This is a genomic window from Streptomyces sp. NPDC006458 (assembly GCF_040612135.1).
Classification (GTDB): domain Bacteria; phylum Actinomycetota; class Actinomycetes; order Streptomycetales; family Streptomycetaceae; genus Streptomyces.
Window position 1 is genome coordinate 86,517 of sequence record NZ_JBEXPR010000016.1, and the last position, 16,639, is coordinate 103,155.

A 16,639-nucleotide genomic window follows, 5' to 3' on the forward strand; every position below is an offset into this window, starting at 1 on the left:
CGTCGACCCAGGACTTCAGATGACCACCGCCCCAACCAGACCGCCGATCCTCACTCCGGAGCAGCGTCGCGTTGCCGCGCGACTCGTCTACGGCCTGCCGAACGTGGCGATCGCCCGCAAGGTCTCCCTGTCCGTGGACGGGGTGGCCAGCCACCTCAGCTCGGCGCGCAAGAGGCTGGGCTGCCCGGGATCCTCTCGCGCCGTCCTCGTCCACACCCTGCTCACCGCCCGGGAGGTCCCCCCACCGGCCGGCACCGGGGCGGTTCCGGCCTTCTCCAACCACGAAGTGACCGTCATACGAGCCGTCGCCGAGCACACCCTCAACGCGGACATCGGGAACGCCATCGGTGTGCCGGCCTACGACGTACGCGCCGAGATCGACGCGGTCTTGGCCAAGGGGAACGCCCGCAGCGCAGCCCACTTGGTGGGCCTGGCACACACGTGGGGCATTCTCGGTGGCGCCTCTGACTCTCAGCCCGCGACCGCTGCAACGGCAGAGCCCACCCGATGAGCAACAAGAGCAGCTTCATCGACGGCGACCGGCGACAGCCACCGGCGGACGGCAGGCCCACCGCGCCCGTATACGAGATGCTGCCGATCGACACCGACGCCGCTCGCGCCGAAGCGGCGGCCTTGGCGGAAGACCGCGCCCGCCTGCTCGCTGGTCAGGGCATCACTGTCTCCGCCGACCGCACCAGGGCCCTTCTCCGGGAGCCCGGTGTTTTGGGGCTGTACGAGGACGGCATCCTCGTCGGCACTCTCGTCCTGCACAAAGATCCGGATATGAGGCACTGGGGCGCCGACGGCCGCGATCCGGGACTTCTGGTCTCCCTCGACCCCTCGACAGTCGGGTCGAACCAGGTCGGACGGATGCTCACCCTGTGGCTCGCCGACCACGCGGCCAGCAACCGGCTGATGTGGGTCTGGTGCGAGGTGCCGTCCAATCCCGGGCCCGTCGACCAAGCGAGCCAGTGGCTGCTGGAGCACCTGCGCGACCTCGGGTGGGAGACCCGTTCACCGGCCGGCCTGAACTCGACCGGCGATCGCGTCATCCGTCTGCGGCTGCGTGCCGAGGCCAGGCCCGCGCTGTCCGCGGCGATCTCCGCTCCGCGGGCGCGCCCGCGGCGGTGAGGGCGCTATGAGGACGCTCCACCTCGTCTCACCCTCAGCCATGCACGCGGGTTCCGGGCGCCGACAGCCTGTCCGGCTCGTCGGCGCCGGTCACAAGAAGCACCGTCGGCCTCCTCGACCACGGGGATCCGAGATCTCCCTTGCGCTGTTGCGCTCCTGCTGTTCCGATCCGACAAGGACACATCCATGCGCCTCACGTCCTCCCCGTACGAGCCCTCGTCCCTCACCCTGCCGCCCTGGGTACCGCCGCCCGGTGGCCTGCGTACCTGGGGGTGCGGCGAGCACTTCGACGCCGTACGGCTCCCGGCAACCCTCGCACCCCCGCTGATCGCCGCACTGCGGGCCGCCGGCGGACACGGGCCGGTCCTCGCCGACCCCTACAGCGGCAGCTGGCACATCCTGCTCGACCCGAACACCGTCCGGTCCGGGCCGTGGGCCCGCCACGGGATACGCCTTCTGCGGCCCGGTACGCGCCTCACGATTCCCGCCGCCCATGTCACCGTCGGCACCGACCTGCACTGGCACACCCCGCCCGGCGCTGGCTACACCGACGCCGCGATGCTCGCCGAGGCCCTCACCGCTCCGCCCGGCGGCACCAGCAGCCCGCGCCGCAGCGTCCGGTGCCCCCAGGAGTAGCCGGTGACCAACAACGCCTCAAGTACGCCCGGTGCCCTTCCCGGGCCCGCGCCCGGCCCTCATCCCGCAGGACATTCCGTGCACCCCACCACACCTCCGTACCTGATCCGTCACCTGGACGGACGTGCCGAGTACGAAATGCTCGGCGCCCAGGTCATGGCCTGGCGCCGCGCGCGCAATCTGCCCGCCGAAAGCGCTCGGCCGATACTCGAGGCCCTGCGCGACGAGCGCGAGATGGCAGTCCTCGTCGACACCGACGACAACGCCCTTGTTGCGTGCCTCCAACTCGACCGGACCGCGCTGCCTACGCCGCCGTGGACGGACTCCGAGAACGCTCAGCCGACGCTGGTGTTGTCCTGTGCCGCTTCCGCCCCGGGTGTCGGCTACAGGCTCGGCTGGCTCCTGACCATCTGGGCCCGCCATTACGCCGCCCTCTGTGACTACTCCCGGGTGGCGTGCGCCGTCCCCCTTCGCCACGACCACGATTCCGCTGGCGAGCGCCTCGCCGGTCATCTGGTGGACGAGTGCGGGTGGAACCGTCTGCGATCGGCAAGTTCGCCCGGCGGAACGGCCGTCCTGCTGACGGCAGATGCGTGCCGCGCGGACGGTCTCGACGCCTTTATTGCGACGGGGATGCCCGTACTGCCCGCGGTGTCGGCGGAGAGGGAGGCCGTTTCGTGAGCACGATGACCCGACCGGGCGAGCCGGGAACCGCTCGGGCACTGCGACCCGCCGAGGCCGCGCGCCCCGGCGGGGGTGATGTCGTAAAGACCCGGTTCTCGCTGAGCGGCGACCTCTGGTTACGCATATCGCTGGAGCTGACGCGCCTTCTACTCACTGCCCGCGTCCCGCTCCCGGGCTTCCACGACACGGGACCATTCGCCACCTTCAGACCCCCCTCACGCCCGCAGGGTCCGTTCGCGCAGGCTCGGTGCGACCACTGGCATGGCGGCCTCCGACCGGCCGGAGGCACAACATGAGCGCCATGACGCTGCCGTCGTCCGCCGTCAACCAACGCCTGAGCAGGTTTCGACGGACCCAGCTCGAAGCGGCTCTTCGCGACGTCCAGGGGGAAAAGCGGTTCGGTCTCTACGTTCTCGTCAACCCCCAACAGGATCCGGCGCCCCGCTTTGCTGTCGTGCAGGCCCTGGCGACACGGCACGAGTGGACCGCAGCGATCCGCGCCGTCGATTTCACGGGGCCCACCGACCCGGCCACGCGCCCGCAACTGGCCCGACTGCTCGCCGCCCTTCGGCAGCGAGAGATCCACGGCATCGTCGCCGCCTCCCGAGTCGACATCAGCGACGACGACCAGGAGTACGAGGCAGTGCTCCACCAGATGCGGGCCCTCCATGCCGGGCTCGCCCTCGCCTGCCGGGAGACCGTCCTGTGACATCACCGAGAGAACCGCACGGAGCCGCCATGAGCGCGCAGAGTCCAGACCCTGGCCTGCACTCCAGCGACCTTGAACTTCCCTACATCAAGTCACGCCGGAAACTGACCGGTGAAGCGCGCGAGGACTTCGCGAAGAAGGTCGTGGCCGCCTACCGGACCCCGGGCCGCAAGGTCACGATCCGCGAGATCTGCGCGAAGACGAACCGGTCCTACGGCGCCATCCACTCCATCCTGAGCGAGGCCGAAGCCACGAAGCGCGGCCGTCGGTCGGCAGATGCCTCCAGGCCGGTGACACCGTGAGCGAGCCGCACCAGTCGAGCCCGAGTCACGCCGCGTTCGCTGCCGAGCTGCTGAGCCGCGCGGAAATCACCAGAGAGCAGTGGCGCACGCCCGGGCCGGAACGGGTCCGCCTGGCGCCGGATTCCCTCGCGGCCATCCATCGGATCCAGCAGGACAACGCCGTCGCGCTGCACCGGATCGTGGAGCGTCTTGGGCAGTGGCCGGGCCGCAGCACGGTGGGCCAGGACGCCTGCCAGGCGGCCGTGAGCATCGCGGTGCACTGCGACCACGATCCGGCTTTCCAGCAGAAGCTTCTGCGCCTGCTTCAGACGGCCGTAACAGCGGGTGAAGCAACCCGTGCTCAGCTTGCTCACCTGCACGACCGCTGCCTCGTCAACGCCAGGCAGCCCCAGCTGTACGGCACCCAGCACTGGTACCGCGCTGATGGGCAGCTTCAGCCGCACCCGATCGCCGACCTCGCACAGCTCGACACCCGCAGGGCCGGCGCCGGCCTGCCCCCCTACGCCGAGCAGGCCCGGCACCTTCGCGAGCGCCACGGGCCTCTCGGCTCCTTATCGATCGCCGCTACCGCGGAGCCCATCCCCTTGTCCGAGAGGCACGCGGCATGAACTCAACCACTATCACCGCAGTGAACTGGAACGTGGAGAAGGGCATCAACTGGGCGGAGGCTGCCGCCTGGGTGCAGCAGCAGGCCCCGGACATTCTCTTCCAGCAGGAGGTCCAGCCCGGGCAGCTCGAGGCTCAGGCCGAGCACCTGGGTATGGACGGGTACCTCGCCGTGCGCCGCCCGGGCAGCCGCAACGACAACGCGATCTTCCTCCGACGCGGGGGCCCGCTCGCCTTCGTGGAGGAGTACGAACAGAGCTGGGCGCCGTGGCACGCCCCCGCCAACATCGCGGTGAAGCTCCGCGACGACGACGGCACGCTCAGCCCCCGACAGATCAGCTGCGTCAGCGGGCACGCCTGCTACTGGTCCCCCGAGCACCGACTGACCGAGGCGAAGTGGTGCTCCACCCTCGCCAAGCCTGGCTGGCTCGCCGTCCACTTCTGGGACTGGAACAGCTACCGCGTCGGCGAGGGTGGCCCCTGGGAGGGCTACACGGATCACGCCTTCGTGGCGAACCGCACCTACTACGAGGGCGGACGCCGACACACCGACGACCGCCCGGACCGCGAGCTGCTCGCAGCCGGATACGTCGAAATGGCCCGCCACGCCGCGCGCCACCTCGACCAGCCCGATGCGCTGAACCCCTCCTCGGGCTACCGCAACCACCCCGGCCGGCCGTCGGGCCCCAGGTACTGCATCGACCGCGGATACCTCAGCGCGGAACTCGCCCCCGCCCTGACCCGCTTCACCGTCTGCGACACCCCAGACCTGCGCCGGCTGTCCGACCATCTGCCCCTACGAGCCGAGTTCGACGTCGCCGAACTGCGGGAGATCCTGCACCGGCCCGCCGCGACGTACCAGCCCCACGACAACCGGCGCCGTGTCCCTGAGCCCACTCCCGACGCACCGGCCTGACCGGCACCGCCGGCCTCCCTGTTCTACGACGGACCACAAGGAGAACCCTTGCCTACCCCTGCGGCACTCGGCGAGTACGGCGAGCCGGTCGTGCGAATCATCACCTTCAACCTGGAGAGGGACGGCGGAGAAGACCAGGAGAACGGGGAGCACCCGCGCAGGTGGCGGATGGCTCACGAGGAGCTCCTCGCGCCGAGGCGGCCCGACGTGATCCTCCGCCAGGAGGCGACCTACAGCCACCTCGACAAGCAGCGCCGTCTCCGCGCGGCAGAGAGCGTCCTGGGCATGAAGGGCTTCCTCAGCCCGAACGGATCGGGCCGCAACCCCACCGCTCTCTTCCTGCGCCCCGACACGTTCCCGTCGGCCCGGCGACTGGAGCAGCTGCGGTACTGGCGGACACCGCCCACCATCGTCGTCACCCAGTTTGCTGACGTACCCGACGTGGACCTGGTCATCGCCTCGTGGCACGCCGCGTTCAACTCGCCCCGCGGCCGAGAGCGTGAAGCCGAGGAACTCACCGCGCTCGCCGACAAGATGAAGAAGGGGACAGCTGTGGTCGGCGGAGGGGACTGCAACGAGTATCCCCTTCCCCACGGCGAGCAGGTCGCGCACATCGACTGGTCGAGCCGTGCCCTCACGGACCGGGTTCACGTACGGCACCGCACCAACGCCGGCCCCGGCGGGACCCGCGTGAGCTGTACGTACCTCGACGACACCCTGCTCGGATGCGGGCTCCACGATCCGGCCCGGTACGCCGCCCACGAGCTGGGCATGACCGGCGCGCTGGGCCCGACCGCCGGACATGCAGCCGAAGGGCAGGGCGGCGGACAACGCATCGACCGGATCTACCTCGACCCCTGGCTGGTGAAGGCGACCCTCGCCGTGAACGTCCTGGACACCACCGGGCTCTCGGATCACCACGCAGTCGAGGTCGTTCTGTCCCGCCGCAAGGTGGCCGAAGCCCTTCGGCGTGCGATCGCTCCTCTCCCTCCCAGCTCAGCCCTCGCCCACTCCGCAGCGGCGGGTGGCCCGTCCACTAGCAGCCCCGAAGGGACGACTCACGCATGAGCGCGGCAGCACTGACCCTGGTCAGCTGGAACTTCGAGAGCAACGGCAAGAACGACCCGGCCCGGCGGCAGGCCGGGGACGAGATGCTGAAGTCGCTCAACCCCGACCTCGTCTTCCGCCAGGAACTCTGGGACGCCGGCGACAACGGCCGGACAGTCTTCAACGCGCAGGCCCGTGCGCTCGGTATGCACGGCGAACTCGGCGCCGACTCCTGCACCGCCATGTTCATCAACCCGAAGCGGTTCTCCGTTGTCCGGGACTGGACGCAGAGCCGAGGGCCTCAATGGGTACTGCCGCCCACCGCTCTCACCCTTCGCTACGAGGAAGCCGGCCCCGACGCACTTCCCTTCGTGGCGGTCTCCTACCACCTCAACTACGCCAGCCCCACCCAGCGTCTGCTGGAAGCCGAGTGGCTGACCACCTGGGCCGACAAAGGGTGGACCACACCCGACGGCACCCGCGTCACCCTTCCCGCGATCTTCGCCGGGGACAACAACTCATACCCGGCCCCTGGAGCGCCCGGAGACCCGGCGCTGCCGGAACTGCAGGCGATCAAAAACGCTCCGCACCGCCTCCACCGCTCCTACCCCGGCCCGGACGGCGCCCGAGTGCCGGACATCCGCCCCGATGACGCACTGCGCACGGCGGGTCTCAAAGACGCGGCCCGTTACTGGGCGGCCGCCCCGAACGGTGACCCGATGGCGGTCTCCCGCACCGTGAACGCCTGCGACACGCACGGGCCCGACAGCCGGATCGACCGCGCGTACCTCACCCCCGAGCTACTCCCAGCTGTGACTGGATTCGAGGTGATCGAGGTCGACGAAGACCTGTCCGATCACCACATCCTGCGCCTCTTCCTCGACGGAGACCGACTCGCCGCCATCCTCGAACAGGCCGCCACCGGTGAGCCAGGGTGACCGCTCGCACACGGCGCGGCCGACAGCTACGACGCTGTCGGCCGACGCTGGCCCTGCCTTCCGAAGGAGGTGACTCGAGAGACCGGTCTTCCAAACGGTCCGGACGCCCCGCTTCCGCTCGCCGGACGCCTTCTCTATGCACGGGCAGTGGCAACGGCGACCGCGCACCCAGAGGCCGCCCGCATGCATGGGCTACCGCCGCCTGCCCGCGACTCCTGGAACGAATGAGAGGTGATGCGTGATGACGGGCTCGACGGCAAAGCACCACCGTCCCAACGAGGTGTTACGCAAGCACCTGGAGTACTTGGGCTGGTCTATCAGTGGCTTCGCCCGCCGGATCGGCGAGCGGTGCCAGGCGGTGGGTTTGCCCCACACCGTCAGCCCCAGCACCGTCTCCCGTTGGTGCAAGGGTGCCGTCCCGAGCGCGGAACTCGCGGCAGCGGCGTGCCACGTCCTGTCTGCGGCGCTCCACCGGCACGTGACGCCCGAGAGCTTGGGCTGGTTGTCGGACACCGCGGAGGTGGCCGCTCAGTCACTGGAGTACCGGGATGTCGCCCATGCCGTTCGCATGCTGGCGAGGCTGTGGGCGCTGGACGCCATGCGCCGACGCGACGTCGTCAAGAGTGCGTTCTCGGCGAGCGTGTTCGGACCTGCCTCGCGCGAGGCGCTCGTCATGCCTGCCGACGCCGACATCGGTGGGAGAGGAGGGCCTTACAAGGTCACTGCGGCCGACATCGACCTGATCGACGAGCACACGCGCATCTACGGGAGGTTGGACGCCCAGCACGGCGGGGGGAAATACCGTGGCGTCTTCGCTTCGCTGATGGACACCCACGCCACCCCGATGCTGAGCGGCACGTTCTCCGCGCGTACAGGCCGGCGGTTGTACGGCAGTGTGGTGGATGCGGTCCTCGCTATGGCCTCGATGGCTTACGACGACCAGCTCCCAGGCCTGGCACAGCGCTACGACCTTCAGGCGATGCGGCTGGCCCAGGCGATCGGAGACCGCGCCCGCATCACCCGGGTCCACATCCACCAAGTCCGACTGGCGGCGACGCAGGGCGGCCGGGCGGATGTGCTCGCTCACGCACGCAGTGCTGTGCTGGCGGCCGAGGGAACACCTCCCCTCGTCAGGGCCTACGCGTGCGTGACCGAAGCTCGAGCATGGGCGCTGAACGGAAAGCCGGACCAGGTCATGACAGCGGTGAAGCGGGCCCGCGCCTTCTTCACCCGCGCTCAGAGCAGCGCCGGCCCGGCCTGGCTTGAGTGGTTCGACCTCCGTGAGTTGGAGGGACAGGCGGCGTGGGCGTTCGCCGTGGCCGGGCTGGCCGAGCAGGGAGCACAGGCCCTGAAGGAGGCATCAGCCCTTCCTTCGGACCGAACGCGTGACACGGTAGAACTCCTGATCACCGAGGCCGAACTGGCGAGGCTGCGCGGCGACTCGGCCGAGCACGCGGCTGTGGCGAAGCGTGCCTCCCAGGCATCCCAGCACCTGATGAGCCGACGGCTCTCCGAACGCCTCGACCACCTCAACGCAGGCGAGCCGCTGCGCGGCTTCTGACCCTCGCGGCACGCGCCGGCCGGGGACACACCCGCGGGCCGGGGCCAGAGGCCGCCGTGTCGTGGCCCGAAGCCGTCCCGGAACACCGCCTACAACGGATGCTCATCAGCGTGTGGGGAAGAGGGCCTGGTAGATCGTGTGGGCCCTGAAGGAGCCACCGTGGTGCGGGGATGCCAGGGTGGCGTGGTGCTGTTGCCCGTCGGCGGTGTGCAGGTCAGCGCTGAGGTGATAGTCCGGATGAAGACCGTCATCGCAGAGGGTGGCCGCGAAGGTGAGCTCCAGGACGTCTCCGGGCGCGACCGGCACGGAGTCTTCGAAGAGCGGCAGGTAGATGGTGGCCCAGTTCGTCTTCATGTGCAGGGCGTCAAGGGGCTCTTCGTCCGGCAGACACCAGAGATTGAGCCAGGTGAGCACACCGTCCATGTGACCCGGCCGCATGATGGCGATGCGCGTTGTCGTGCGCTGCTCCGTCCGCAGATCGCCGTTGAAGTCGAGCACCTCGACGGGCACGCCCTGGGAGAGCAGCGCGCCGACGGATGGGTTCTCGACCCGGAGTCGCACATCGAAGGGCGTGCCGTGCCAGTCGAAGATGCTCCGCAGGTACGGGAGAGAGGCCTCGGCGAACGCCACGGGCTGCTCGGGGAGCAGGTCGGCCAGGCGGACCGCGGCGGCCAGGGTCACCGCCCGGTGGGGCACCACCAGTCCCCCAGGCTCCAGGTGGCGGTTGCGCGCGTCGGTCAGGACGGCTGCCGCGCCTTCGGCGCCGGCCAGGGAGCCGATGATCTCCGCAACGCAGACATCGGCTCTGGGCGCGAACTGAAGGTCGGTCGACTGGCCGAGCAAAAGCGTGATCCGGTCCTGCGGGTCGAAGGACGGCAGGTTTGCGGCCGCCTTGTGGAACGCGTCCTCGATGACCTCGATGGCCAGGGCGTGCCGGGCTCCCGCCCGCAGACCTTCACGCGCCCAGAGAAGGTCTTGTCCGGTCCCGATGTCCAGGATGCGCTTGTCCGGCGCCAGTTGGGACAGGGCCGCTCGGAAGCGCTCGTTGCGTTCGTCATCGGTGGTCATGGTCGTGTAGAGGAACGGGTCGTAGATGGGGTACTCCCCGACGCTCGGCCACAGGGCGGGGCGACCCTCTTGCTCGGGCTCCCTGTCCACGCACACGCGAAGGGAGTGCCCGCGTGTCTCGATCTCCTGGATGCCGCGCATATCTCGCCTTTCGCGATGGTCCTCGGGGTGGGTCGGCTGTTCAGCCTGTTCTGCGTGACCGCGGACGGGTGGACGCTTCAGACGCCAGCGCCGCCGAGCGGCCAGGTGATCTTGGTGGTGGTGTCGAACAACGGCCGTTCAAGGGAGGTTCCGGACGTGCAACGAGTGCCTACGTACAGCCAGCCCAGCAGCTGCTCCCCGTCGGCGACACCGAGGTACTTGCGGACCTGGGGTGCCTGGACGGCTTGACCGGTGCGCCAGATCGATGCCCAGCCGTGGCCGTGCAGGAGCAGGGAGAGTGTGGTGACCATGCCTGTTGTGGCGGCCAGCTGCTCCCACTCGGGGATCTTCGGGTGGTCGGGCACGGGGCTGTGCACGATCGACAGGAGCAGCGGGGCGCGCAGGGGCTTCTTGGCGGCGCGCCGGGCCTGCTCCGGCGAGGTGGCGGCTTCGCCGAGCACGTCGCCGAGTCGGGCGCGTTCGTCCCCGGTCACTGCGACCAGCCGCCAGGGCCGCAGTCGTCCGTGGTCGGGTGCGGTGGCTGCGGCCTGGACGAGGCGCTCCAGTTCCTCGCGGTCGGGTGCGGGCTCGGTCAGGCGGGGGGCGCTGCGCCGGCTGAGGACCGCCTCCAGAACCGGGTTTGGGGCCGGGGTCATCGGGTGACCTCCCGGGCGGGATCGCGCTCCGGATCGTCGTGTGGTGTCGGCGGGGTCATCCTCGGGTCGTTGCCGGCCACGCGCCTGAGTATCGGGGCGGTGGCCGCGGTGGTGATGACGGTCATGACCACCAGGAGAGTGAACAGCCGCTCGCTGATGACGCCGGTCTGGAGGCCGATGCCGAGAACGACGAGTTCGGTCAGCCCGCGGCAGTTCATGAGCGTGCCGACCGCGGCCGACCAGCGCCAGTCGGAGCCGGTGAGCCTGGCTGCGCCGGCCGCGCCGCCCCACTTTCCGATGACGGCGACCGCCAGGATCGCTGCTCCCCAGCCCCACTGTCCGGCCGGCAGCGTGGAGAAGTCGGTGTGCAGGCCGGTGTCGACGAAGAACAGCGGCAGTAGGAGCGGCAGGACGACGGCGCGGATGCGGGCGGCGCTGCGCTCGACGGCCGAGAGCCCGCGGGGGGCGGCGGTGCCGAACAGGAAGGCGCCGAAGGCAGGGTGCACGCCGATCTGGTCGGTGGTGTAGGCACTGAGGCACAGTCCGGCGAACAGCAGGACCAGGACGAGATCGTCGGAGGTACGGCCGGCTCGCTTCAGAAGAGCGCGCAACAGGGGCCGCAGGAAGATGAGGCCGGCTGCGAAGGCGGCGGTCAGGGCGAGGGTGGTCAGGGCCGACAGGGCGGTGCCGGAGGTGGACAGGGCGACGGCAGCGGTGAGCAGGCACCAGGCGAGGGCATCGTCGGTGGCGGCGCAGGCCAGGGCGAAGGTGCCCAGGGGCGTGTTCTCCAAGCCACGGTCGGCGAGGATCCGTGCGAGGACCGGGAAGGCGGTGATGCTCAGGGCTACGGCGACGAACAGGGTGAACGGCAGCCGGTCGACCCCGTTGGGCGCGAAGTGAGGGTAGAGGGCGGAGCCCAGCGCTGCGCCGAGGGCCATGGGGAGCAGGACACCGCTGAGGCTGACGGCCGCGACCGCCCCGCGGGTGGTGCCCAGGGAGCGGAGGTCGAGTTCCAGTCCGATCAGGAAGAGGAACGCCAGGAGGCCGAGGTTGCCCAGCGCGGAGGTGATGGGCAAGACCGAGGGCGGCAGGATGTGGTGCTGGATGCCGGGGGCGAGCCAGCCGAGCAGCGAGGGGCCGAGCATGATCCCAGCCAGGATTTCGCCGATGACCGGCGGCTGGCCGAGCAGCCGTACGGCCCGCCCGCCGGCCTGGCAGGCGAGGACCACGACTGGGACGGCGAGGAGCACGGGTAGCAGCGGGTCGGACACGTCAGCTCCAGGAGTCGGGCGAAGGACCGCACGGCGGCACGGCGACCGGGCGAGGAGGAGGTGGATCAGGCGCGGGTCAAGGGCAGGGTGGTGCAGCGCAGGGAGCCGGGGATCCGGGTGACCTCGGAGTAGTCGACCGTGAGGACCTCGAGTCCGCGCGCGGCGAGCTGTGCGGCGATGCGGTCGCTGCCAGCGGCGACGATCACGGTGCCCGGCGCGATCGCCAGGACGTTGGCCTGGACGGCCCGTGCCTCGTGGTCGGTGACGTCGATCAGGTCGAAGTGCTGCTCGAACCAGCGCAGTTCGGCGGGCGCGAAGACGTTGCGGTGGATGAGCGCGGTGCCGGGAGCGACGATCGTGAAGTGGTCGTCCAGGTGGACGATGCCGTCGACGGCGAAGTGGACCGGGCGGACCTCGCGGGAGACGCCGTGGCGGGCCAGCTCCCGCTGCAGCGCCCTCACGCCCGTGAGGGATGTCTCCTCGCCGAGGCCGACCAGGACAGTGCCGGTGTGCAGGATGACGTCACCGCCCTCGATGGTGCCCTCGTCCGGGTGGGCGATGTGCGGGGCGTCGGTCAGGAGCGGGGCGAGCGCGTCGGCCTCGGGGAGGCGGTGCGCGGAGTTCAGGCGCGCCAGGACGAGGACGTGGTCGATGACGAAGGCGATGTCGCGGGGGTAGTGCTGGACCGGACAGCCCGGCGTGGCGTCGAGGAGGGTCACCGTGATGCCGCGGCTGCGCAGCAGGTCGATCAGGGTGTCCTGCTGGGTGCGGACGGTGGCCGGGTTGTACGGCTTCCAGGAGCCGGTGGTCTTCTGGCGGGTCAGGACGGGATGGAGGTCGGGGCCGTCGAGGTCGGGGGTGACGTCGCCGGCGTAGCGCATGGCGACGTGGCGCAGGGTGCCGTACTCGCTGGTGGCGTGCGGGGTGAGCACGATGGGTTCTCCTGGGCGTGATGCGGGACGGGTCGGACGGCGAGCCGGACGCGGCGCAGACGGTCCCAGGAGGGCGCGGGGTCCGGGGGCCGGCAGGTCAGGGCTGCCGGCCCCCGGAGGTCTCGCGGGTGTCAGCCGACGGGGCTGTTCTGGGTGTCCGGGACTTGGGGCAGCCAGTGCACGGCGTCGTCGCGGAAGGACTGGTTGACGGGGACGAGGTCGGCTCCGCTGGTGTCGTCCAGGGCGGTGACGACGATGCCGAGTTCGGGGACGTCGCTGTCGATCGCCGCGAGGCGGCTGCCGCAGTTCGGGCAGAAGCCGCGCTGGGCCTCGCCCTCGAACGTCTCGAACCAGGTCGGCTCGACGCCGTTGATCCAGGTGACGTCCTCCGGAGCAAAGCCGGCCCACCACATCATCGGGCCGCCGCCGAGCTTCTTGCAGTGCCGGCAACTGCACGTGTGCGGGTAGACGGCCTTGCCCTTGGCGGTGAAGCGGATCCGTCCGCACAGGCATCCGCCGGAGCGCTCCTGGGCTTCGGCGACGATGTCGGGGGTGGCGTTCATCAGTTCATCTCCGAGGCGCGGTGGGCGAGTTGAGCCCACCAGTGTGTCATTCCCTCGGTGATCGTCAGCCAGCCGTCGAGGGCCTGGGGCAGGTCGATGTGGAAGAGTTCACTCTCCTTGATGAACCTGGCCAGGCCCTCGATGTGGGCGGCCTCGACGCTCATGCCGTCGACCTGGGCGGCCTCGTGCTCGTCGTCGAGGTGGAGTTCGTAGTAGTAGTGCAGGGCCTTGAGCTCGCTGCCGGTGCGCTGGATGGTCAGCTCGCCGTAGCGGTTGGTGATGTCGCGCAGGATCTCGGTCTCGGCGATCGCCACGGCTTCGGTCGCGTAGTAGGCGCCGGCGATGAAGCTGGGCATGTGCGAGCCGACCATCCACTGGTGGAGGTTGACCAGTGTCTCGGTCTCGGGGGCGGGTACGTGGCCGTTGACGAGGAGACCGAGGTCGGACAGGAGCGCGTTGGTGTAGAGGACGTAGTGCGCGGGCACCTTGCCGCGTTCGCCGCCCTCCTCCAGGTGGTTGCGGCGCAGTTCGTGCGCGAGTTCGGGGCAGAAGCCCTCCACGCTGGTGGCGGCCGCCTTGAGGAACTGGGCGTTGTAACGGGCGAACACCGAGAGCTCCTTGATGTACATCCGGGCCTGATCCTCGGTGAGGTCGGCGGCGCCGACCTTCTCGGCGATCCTGGCGTACGCCCAGTCGACCATCGGGGCCAGGTGCGCGGTGACCAGTGCGTTGCCGGAGGTGAACTTGCCCAGCAGGGTGCCGTTGACGGCGCTCTGCGTCTCGGGGTGCGCCTTGATGTAGGCCTGGATGAGGCTGTTGTCGGGGGTCATGCGTCGGAGTCCTTGGTGTCGGCGGGGCGGGGGGTCAGGCGCAGGCCACCGGTGGCTCCCAGGGCGCGGACGGCCGTGAGGAGTTCGGGGTTGTCGGGCAGGACGATGGTGTCGCCGGTGTTGAGGGCGGTGACGGTGTCCCGGTCCAGGGCCGCGGCGTCGAGGGCGACACCCGGCTGGTGGCCGCGCAGCAGGACCTGGTGCGTGTCGTCGTCGCCGTTGAGGGTGGTCACCTGGTAGGGGGAGATCAGCGTGATCTCGGCGCCCGGCGTCACCTGCTGGGAGTCGAAGGCGTCCGCGGCCTCCTGGCGGGCGAGGTCGCCCTCGACCAGTTCCCAGCCGCCGTTGCTGAGCAGCGTGGCCCACCGCTGGTCGGCGTGCTGGCGGGCCGCGCCGCGGACGCGGTCGGCGGCGAAGTGCAGGAGTTCGCGGCCGACGCTGGCCAGGCGGTCGGCGACGGCGCCGGGACCGGCGGCCGCGTCCGCCATCGCGGAGGGCTCGTTGAGCGGGTCGTCGGGCCCGTCACCGGCCAGCTCAGCGAGGACGTCCGGGATGATGCGGCTCTGCAGGAGCTGCGCGTACGGGTAGGTGTACAGCGGCATGGCCACCGAGACGGAGAAGGTGTCCTGGGTGCCGACGTGGAAGACCCGGCGGGGCAGGAACAGGGCGTCGCCCGGCTCCAGCAGGAAGTGCTCGGCCTCCTCCAGCAGCGCGCGGTAGTCACCGTAGGTGGGCTGTTTGCCGCCGGTGAGCTTCTCGTACTGCTCGGCGGGCCAGCAGTAGAAGTTCTTGGCGTTGGGGCCGAGGTGGACGAGGAAGGCGTCCTCGTAGCCCTCGTGGATCCCGAAGGCAGTGCCGGCGTAGTTCCCGGCGAACGCGACCTGTTCGGCGCCGCCCAGCGGCAGGCCCCACCCGTCGATGAGGGTCTTCAGGAAGGTGCCGAGGCCGGCGGCGAGGGCGGGACTGACGGTCTCCAGGTTGTTGATGACCAGGGAGAACCGCTCGGCACCGGCGCGGTCCTGCATCCACGGCACGAAGGCGTCCACGCCCCCGCTCCAGGACGGGGCGGTCAGCGCCTGGGGCAGGAGGTCATCGCGGCGGTCCTCGCCGACGTAGACGCGCGCGTGCGCCTTGATGTCGGTGCCGGCGGCGTGGGCCCGGCGGATGGCCTCGAACCCGGCCAGGACGTCGTCCGGGCCGGCTGCGGTGGCGGGGATGATGCCCTTGAACAGGAAGGGCGTGGTCCGTCCGGTGGTGTGGTCGGGGAAGGTGTCGGTCCAGAAGGCCTGGTCGGGCGGCCAGGGGTAGGCGGTGTCCATCAAGGATCTCCTGACGTCGGGACGGGCTGCCGTGATCGGGGCGGGAGAGCGAGGCGCAGTGGCGGGCGCCGAGGTCAGCCGAGGTAGTCGTCGGGGCCGCCGCGGCGGACGGTGTCGAGCGTGAAGCAGTGGAAGCCGCCGCCGAACAGGCGCCGGTGGCGGTGGCGGACCGGGACGACGGTGAATCCGCGGCCCTCCAGGACCTCGATCAGCTCCGGGTAAAGGGAGTTGACGACGACAGTGTTCTCGTCGATGGACAGGAGGTTGATGTCCATGTACCGGCTGCCAATGGGGATGACGAAGCCGAGGTCGCTGTAGTCCGGGAAGTTGCCGTCGTCGGTCTCGGGGGCATAGATCACGTCCCAGGACTGCATGGCCTTGGGCAGGTACTTCAGGTAGGCCGGGGAGCGCAGCAGCATCAGGCCGGGGCGCAGCGGGACCAGGACGCTGTCGATGTGGTTGTCGGCCATCGCGTCCAGGCGGTGGAAGCGCAGGTCGCGGACGTTGTCACGGAGCCAGCGCAGGGCGAGTTCGTGGTTGTGGTTGGCGACATTGACCAGGACGTCGCGGCCCAGGCGCATGCACTGCGCGCCGTCGAAGACCATCTCCAGTCCCAGGCCCTCGATCACGCCGGCCGTCTCGCTATCGGTGGCACGGCTGACGTCCAGGTTCTGGCGGGTGAAGTATCCGGTGTCCAGGGAGTCGCGGGCCAGGGCCGGCCGCGGCATGCTCAGCCAGTTCGCTCCGGCCTCGTAGTAGCGGTAGAAGGCCGGCTTGAGCAGGTCGTTCTCGAAGATGCGGGCGCGGACGTGGGGCGCGGTCTCCACGATGGTGTTGCCGAGGATGATGGTCTGGTCGCGGACGTTGAGCGGCGGGGTGGCCCTCGCGTCCCAGTGCGGGGAGCGGATGTCGACGTCCTTGCCGGGTGCCGCGGGCCGCAGGACCTTCACCCCGCATCCGGTCAGGGCGTCGGCCAGGCCGGTGATGTCCTCGTTGAGCTCGTCGACCAGCTGCGCAGGGATCGGCAGGAGCTCCTCCCCCGACGGGCTGGTGTGCCGGCCGAGGACGGGGGCGACGTTGTCGTAGAAGAACAGTCGCCATGAGGTGTCGGTGTGGTGGGCGTCGTAGTGATCGGCGCGGCCGAGGACGACTTCGTCGAGCCGGGTGAACTCGTCGAAGCTGTTCAGGGCCGGCGGTGGGGCAGCAGCGGGCTGGGGCATGGTGGGCCGCCTCCTCGGCGGCGGGCGACGGCACGCCCCTGCCTCCGGCGCGCGGGTGCGCGGGGAGGGGCGGTGCGTACGGGGTTCGGTGGGCGGGTTCGGGGCGAGG

At 70.3% G+C, this 16,639-nt stretch carries 19 protein-coding genes; 11 read left to right on the top strand and 8 right to left on the bottom strand.

Annotated features, from left to right (window positions below):
• The first annotated feature begins 19 nt into the window (after window positions 1-19).
• From ABZZ79_RS22335 to ABZZ79_RS22385, 11 genes are all read left to right on the top strand, one after another.
• Entirely contained in the window at window positions 20-511 is a 492-nt protein-coding gene (locus tag ABZZ79_RS22335) for a LuxR C-terminal-related transcriptional regulator (protein WP_356691277.1), read from the top strand.
• Window positions 508-1,131 (top strand): hypothetical protein, encoded by a 624-nt coding sequence (locus tag ABZZ79_RS22340; protein WP_030841544.1) that lies wholly within the window; start codon window positions 508-510, stop codon window positions 1,129-1,131. The genes ABZZ79_RS22335 and ABZZ79_RS22340 overlap by 4 nt, the downstream gene beginning before the upstream one ends.
• Window positions 1,132-1,317: 186 nt before the next feature.
• Complete coding sequence (locus ABZZ79_RS22345) at window positions 1,318-1,767, top strand: hypothetical protein (RefSeq protein ID WP_030841541.1); 450 nt, start codon at window positions 1,318-1,320, stop codon at window positions 1,765-1,767.
• Window positions 1,768-1,845: 78 nt separating this feature from the next.
• On the top strand, window positions 1,846-2,448 hold the full coding sequence (locus tag ABZZ79_RS22350) for a hypothetical protein (RefSeq protein ID WP_030841538.1): 603 nt from the start codon (window positions 1,846-1,848) through the stop codon (window positions 2,446-2,448).
• Between the two features lie 295 nt (window positions 2,449-2,743).
• On the top strand, window positions 2,744-3,160 hold the full coding sequence (locus ABZZ79_RS22355) for a hypothetical protein (protein WP_051715339.1): 417 nt from the start codon (window positions 2,744-2,746) through the stop codon (window positions 3,158-3,160).
• A gap of 29 nt (window positions 3,161-3,189) precedes the next feature.
• Window positions 3,190-3,462 carry a helix-turn-helix domain-containing protein gene (locus ABZZ79_RS22360; protein WP_051715336.1) on the top strand — a complete coding sequence of 91 codons (273 nt, stop codon included), beginning with the start codon at window positions 3,190-3,192 and terminating at the stop codon, window positions 3,460-3,462.
• Entirely contained in the window at window positions 3,459-4,070 is a 612-nt protein-coding gene (locus ABZZ79_RS22365; protein ID WP_356691281.1) for a DUF6624 domain-containing protein, read from the top strand. Before ABZZ79_RS22360 ends, ABZZ79_RS22365 begins: the two co-directional genes overlap by 4 nt.
• Window positions 4,067-4,984, top strand: a complete 918-nt coding sequence (locus ABZZ79_RS22370) for a hypothetical protein (RefSeq protein WP_158756501.1) — start codon at window positions 4,067-4,069, stop codon at window positions 4,982-4,984. Before ABZZ79_RS22365 ends, ABZZ79_RS22370 begins: the two co-directional genes overlap by 4 nt.
• 48 nt (window positions 4,985-5,032) lie before the next feature.
• The gene (locus tag ABZZ79_RS22375; RefSeq protein WP_319656460.1) at window positions 5,033-6,052 is read left to right on the top strand and encodes an endonuclease/exonuclease/phosphatase family protein; all 1,020 of its coding nucleotides are present in this window, start codon (window positions 5,033-5,035) and stop codon (window positions 6,050-6,052) included.
• Window positions 6,049-6,969 (top strand): endonuclease/exonuclease/phosphatase family protein, encoded by a 921-nt coding sequence (locus ABZZ79_RS22380; protein ID WP_319656461.1) that lies wholly within the window; start codon window positions 6,049-6,051, stop codon window positions 6,967-6,969. The genes ABZZ79_RS22375 and ABZZ79_RS22380 overlap by 4 nt, the downstream gene beginning before the upstream one ends.
• 241 nt (window positions 6,970-7,210) lie before the next feature.
• Window positions 7,211-8,530, top strand: a complete 1,320-nt coding sequence (locus ABZZ79_RS22385) for a helix-turn-helix transcriptional regulator (RefSeq protein WP_319656462.1) — start codon at window positions 7,211-7,213, stop codon at window positions 8,528-8,530.
• Between the two features lie 105 nt (window positions 8,531-8,635).
• Here ABZZ79_RS22385 and ABZZ79_RS22390 read toward each other — a convergent pair whose 3' ends face one another.
• From ABZZ79_RS22390 to ABZZ79_RS22425, 8 genes are all read right to left on the bottom strand, one after another.
• Window positions 8,636-9,739 (bottom strand): class I SAM-dependent methyltransferase, encoded by a 1,104-nt coding sequence (locus ABZZ79_RS22390; protein WP_356691284.1) that lies wholly within the window; start codon window positions 9,737-9,739, stop codon window positions 8,636-8,638.
• A 77-nt stretch (window positions 9,740-9,816) separates the two neighbouring features.
• Entirely contained in the window at window positions 9,817-10,395 is a 579-nt protein-coding gene (locus ABZZ79_RS22395) for a nitroreductase (RefSeq protein ID WP_356691286.1), read from the bottom strand.
• Window positions 10,392-11,666, bottom strand: a complete 1,275-nt coding sequence (locus tag ABZZ79_RS22400; protein ID WP_356691288.1) for a cation:proton antiporter — start codon at window positions 11,664-11,666, stop codon at window positions 10,392-10,394. Before ABZZ79_RS22400 ends, ABZZ79_RS22395 begins: the two co-directional genes overlap by 4 nt.
• Window positions 11,667-11,731: 65 nt before the next feature.
• Entirely contained in the window at window positions 11,732-12,598 is an 867-nt protein-coding gene (locus ABZZ79_RS22405) for an arginine deiminase family protein (RefSeq protein ID WP_356691290.1), read from the bottom strand.
• A gap of 131 nt (window positions 12,599-12,729) precedes the next feature.
• A complete protein-coding gene (locus ABZZ79_RS22410; protein WP_030841507.1) occupies window positions 12,730-13,161 on the bottom strand; it encodes a GFA family protein in 432 nt (143 codons plus the stop codon).
• Window positions 13,161-13,991: a DUF3865 domain-containing protein gene (locus ABZZ79_RS22415; RefSeq protein ID WP_319656468.1), complete on the bottom strand. Its 831-nt coding sequence runs from the start codon at window positions 13,989-13,991 to the stop codon at window positions 13,161-13,163. The genes ABZZ79_RS22410 and ABZZ79_RS22415 overlap by 1 nt, the downstream gene beginning before the upstream one ends.
• Window positions 13,988-15,310 (bottom strand): cupin domain-containing protein, encoded by a 1,323-nt coding sequence (locus tag ABZZ79_RS22420; protein ID WP_319656469.1) that lies wholly within the window; start codon window positions 15,308-15,310, stop codon window positions 13,988-13,990. The genes ABZZ79_RS22415 and ABZZ79_RS22420 overlap by 4 nt, the downstream gene beginning before the upstream one ends.
• A gap of 74 nt (window positions 15,311-15,384) precedes the next feature.
• Window positions 15,385-16,530: an inosamine-phosphate amidinotransferase 1 gene (locus ABZZ79_RS22425; protein WP_356691293.1), complete on the bottom strand. Its 1,146-nt coding sequence runs from the start codon at window positions 16,528-16,530 to the stop codon at window positions 15,385-15,387.
• Window positions 16,531-16,639: the final 109 nt, after the last annotated feature.

Bases quoted from the DNA above. Each gene is read 5' to 3' on its own strand.
- ABZZ79_RS22390 (WP_356691284.1), bottom strand. From the start codon at position 9,739: ATGCGCGGCATCCAGGAGATCGAGACACGCGGGCACTCCCTTCGCGTG.
- ABZZ79_RS22380 (WP_319656461.1), top strand. From the start codon at position 6,049: ATGAGCGCGGCAGCACTGACCCTGGTCAGCTGGAACTTCGAGAGCAAC.
- ABZZ79_RS22410 (WP_030841507.1), bottom strand. From the start codon at position 13,161: ATGAACGCCACCCCCGACATCGTCGCCGAAGCCCAGGAGCGCTCCGGC.
- ABZZ79_RS22415 (WP_319656468.1), bottom strand. From the start codon at position 13,991: ATGACCCCCGACAACAGCCTCATCCAGGCCTACATCAAGGCGCACCCC.
- ABZZ79_RS22385 (WP_319656462.1), top strand. From the start codon at position 7,211: ATGACGGGCTCGACGGCAAAGCACCACCGTCCCAACGAGGTGTTACGC.
- ABZZ79_RS22335 (WP_356691277.1), top strand. From the start codon at position 20: ATGACCACCGCCCCAACCAGACCGCCGATCCTCACTCCGGAGCAGCGT.
- ABZZ79_RS22360 (WP_051715336.1), top strand. From the start codon at position 3,190: ATGAGCGCGCAGAGTCCAGACCCTGGCCTGCACTCCAGCGACCTTGAA.
- ABZZ79_RS22355 (WP_051715339.1), top strand. From the start codon at position 2,744: ATGAGCGCCATGACGCTGCCGTCGTCCGCCGTCAACCAACGCCTGAGC.
- ABZZ79_RS22340 (WP_030841544.1), top strand. From the start codon at position 508: ATGAGCAACAAGAGCAGCTTCATCGACGGCGACCGGCGACAGCCACCG.
- ABZZ79_RS22345 (WP_030841541.1), top strand. From the start codon at position 1,318: ATGCGCCTCACGTCCTCCCCGTACGAGCCCTCGTCCCTCACCCTGCCG.
- ABZZ79_RS22420 (WP_319656469.1), bottom strand. From the start codon at position 15,310: ATGGACACCGCCTACCCCTGGCCGCCCGACCAGGCCTTCTGGACCGAC.
- ABZZ79_RS22425 (WP_356691293.1), bottom strand. From the start codon at position 16,530: ATGCCCCAGCCCGCTGCTGCCCCACCGCCGGCCCTGAACAGCTTCGAC.
- ABZZ79_RS22370 (WP_158756501.1), top strand. From the start codon at position 4,067: ATGAACTCAACCACTATCACCGCAGTGAACTGGAACGTGGAGAAGGGC.
- ABZZ79_RS22395 (WP_356691286.1), bottom strand. From the start codon at position 10,395: ATGACCCCGGCCCCAAACCCGGTTCTGGAGGCGGTCCTCAGCCGGCGC.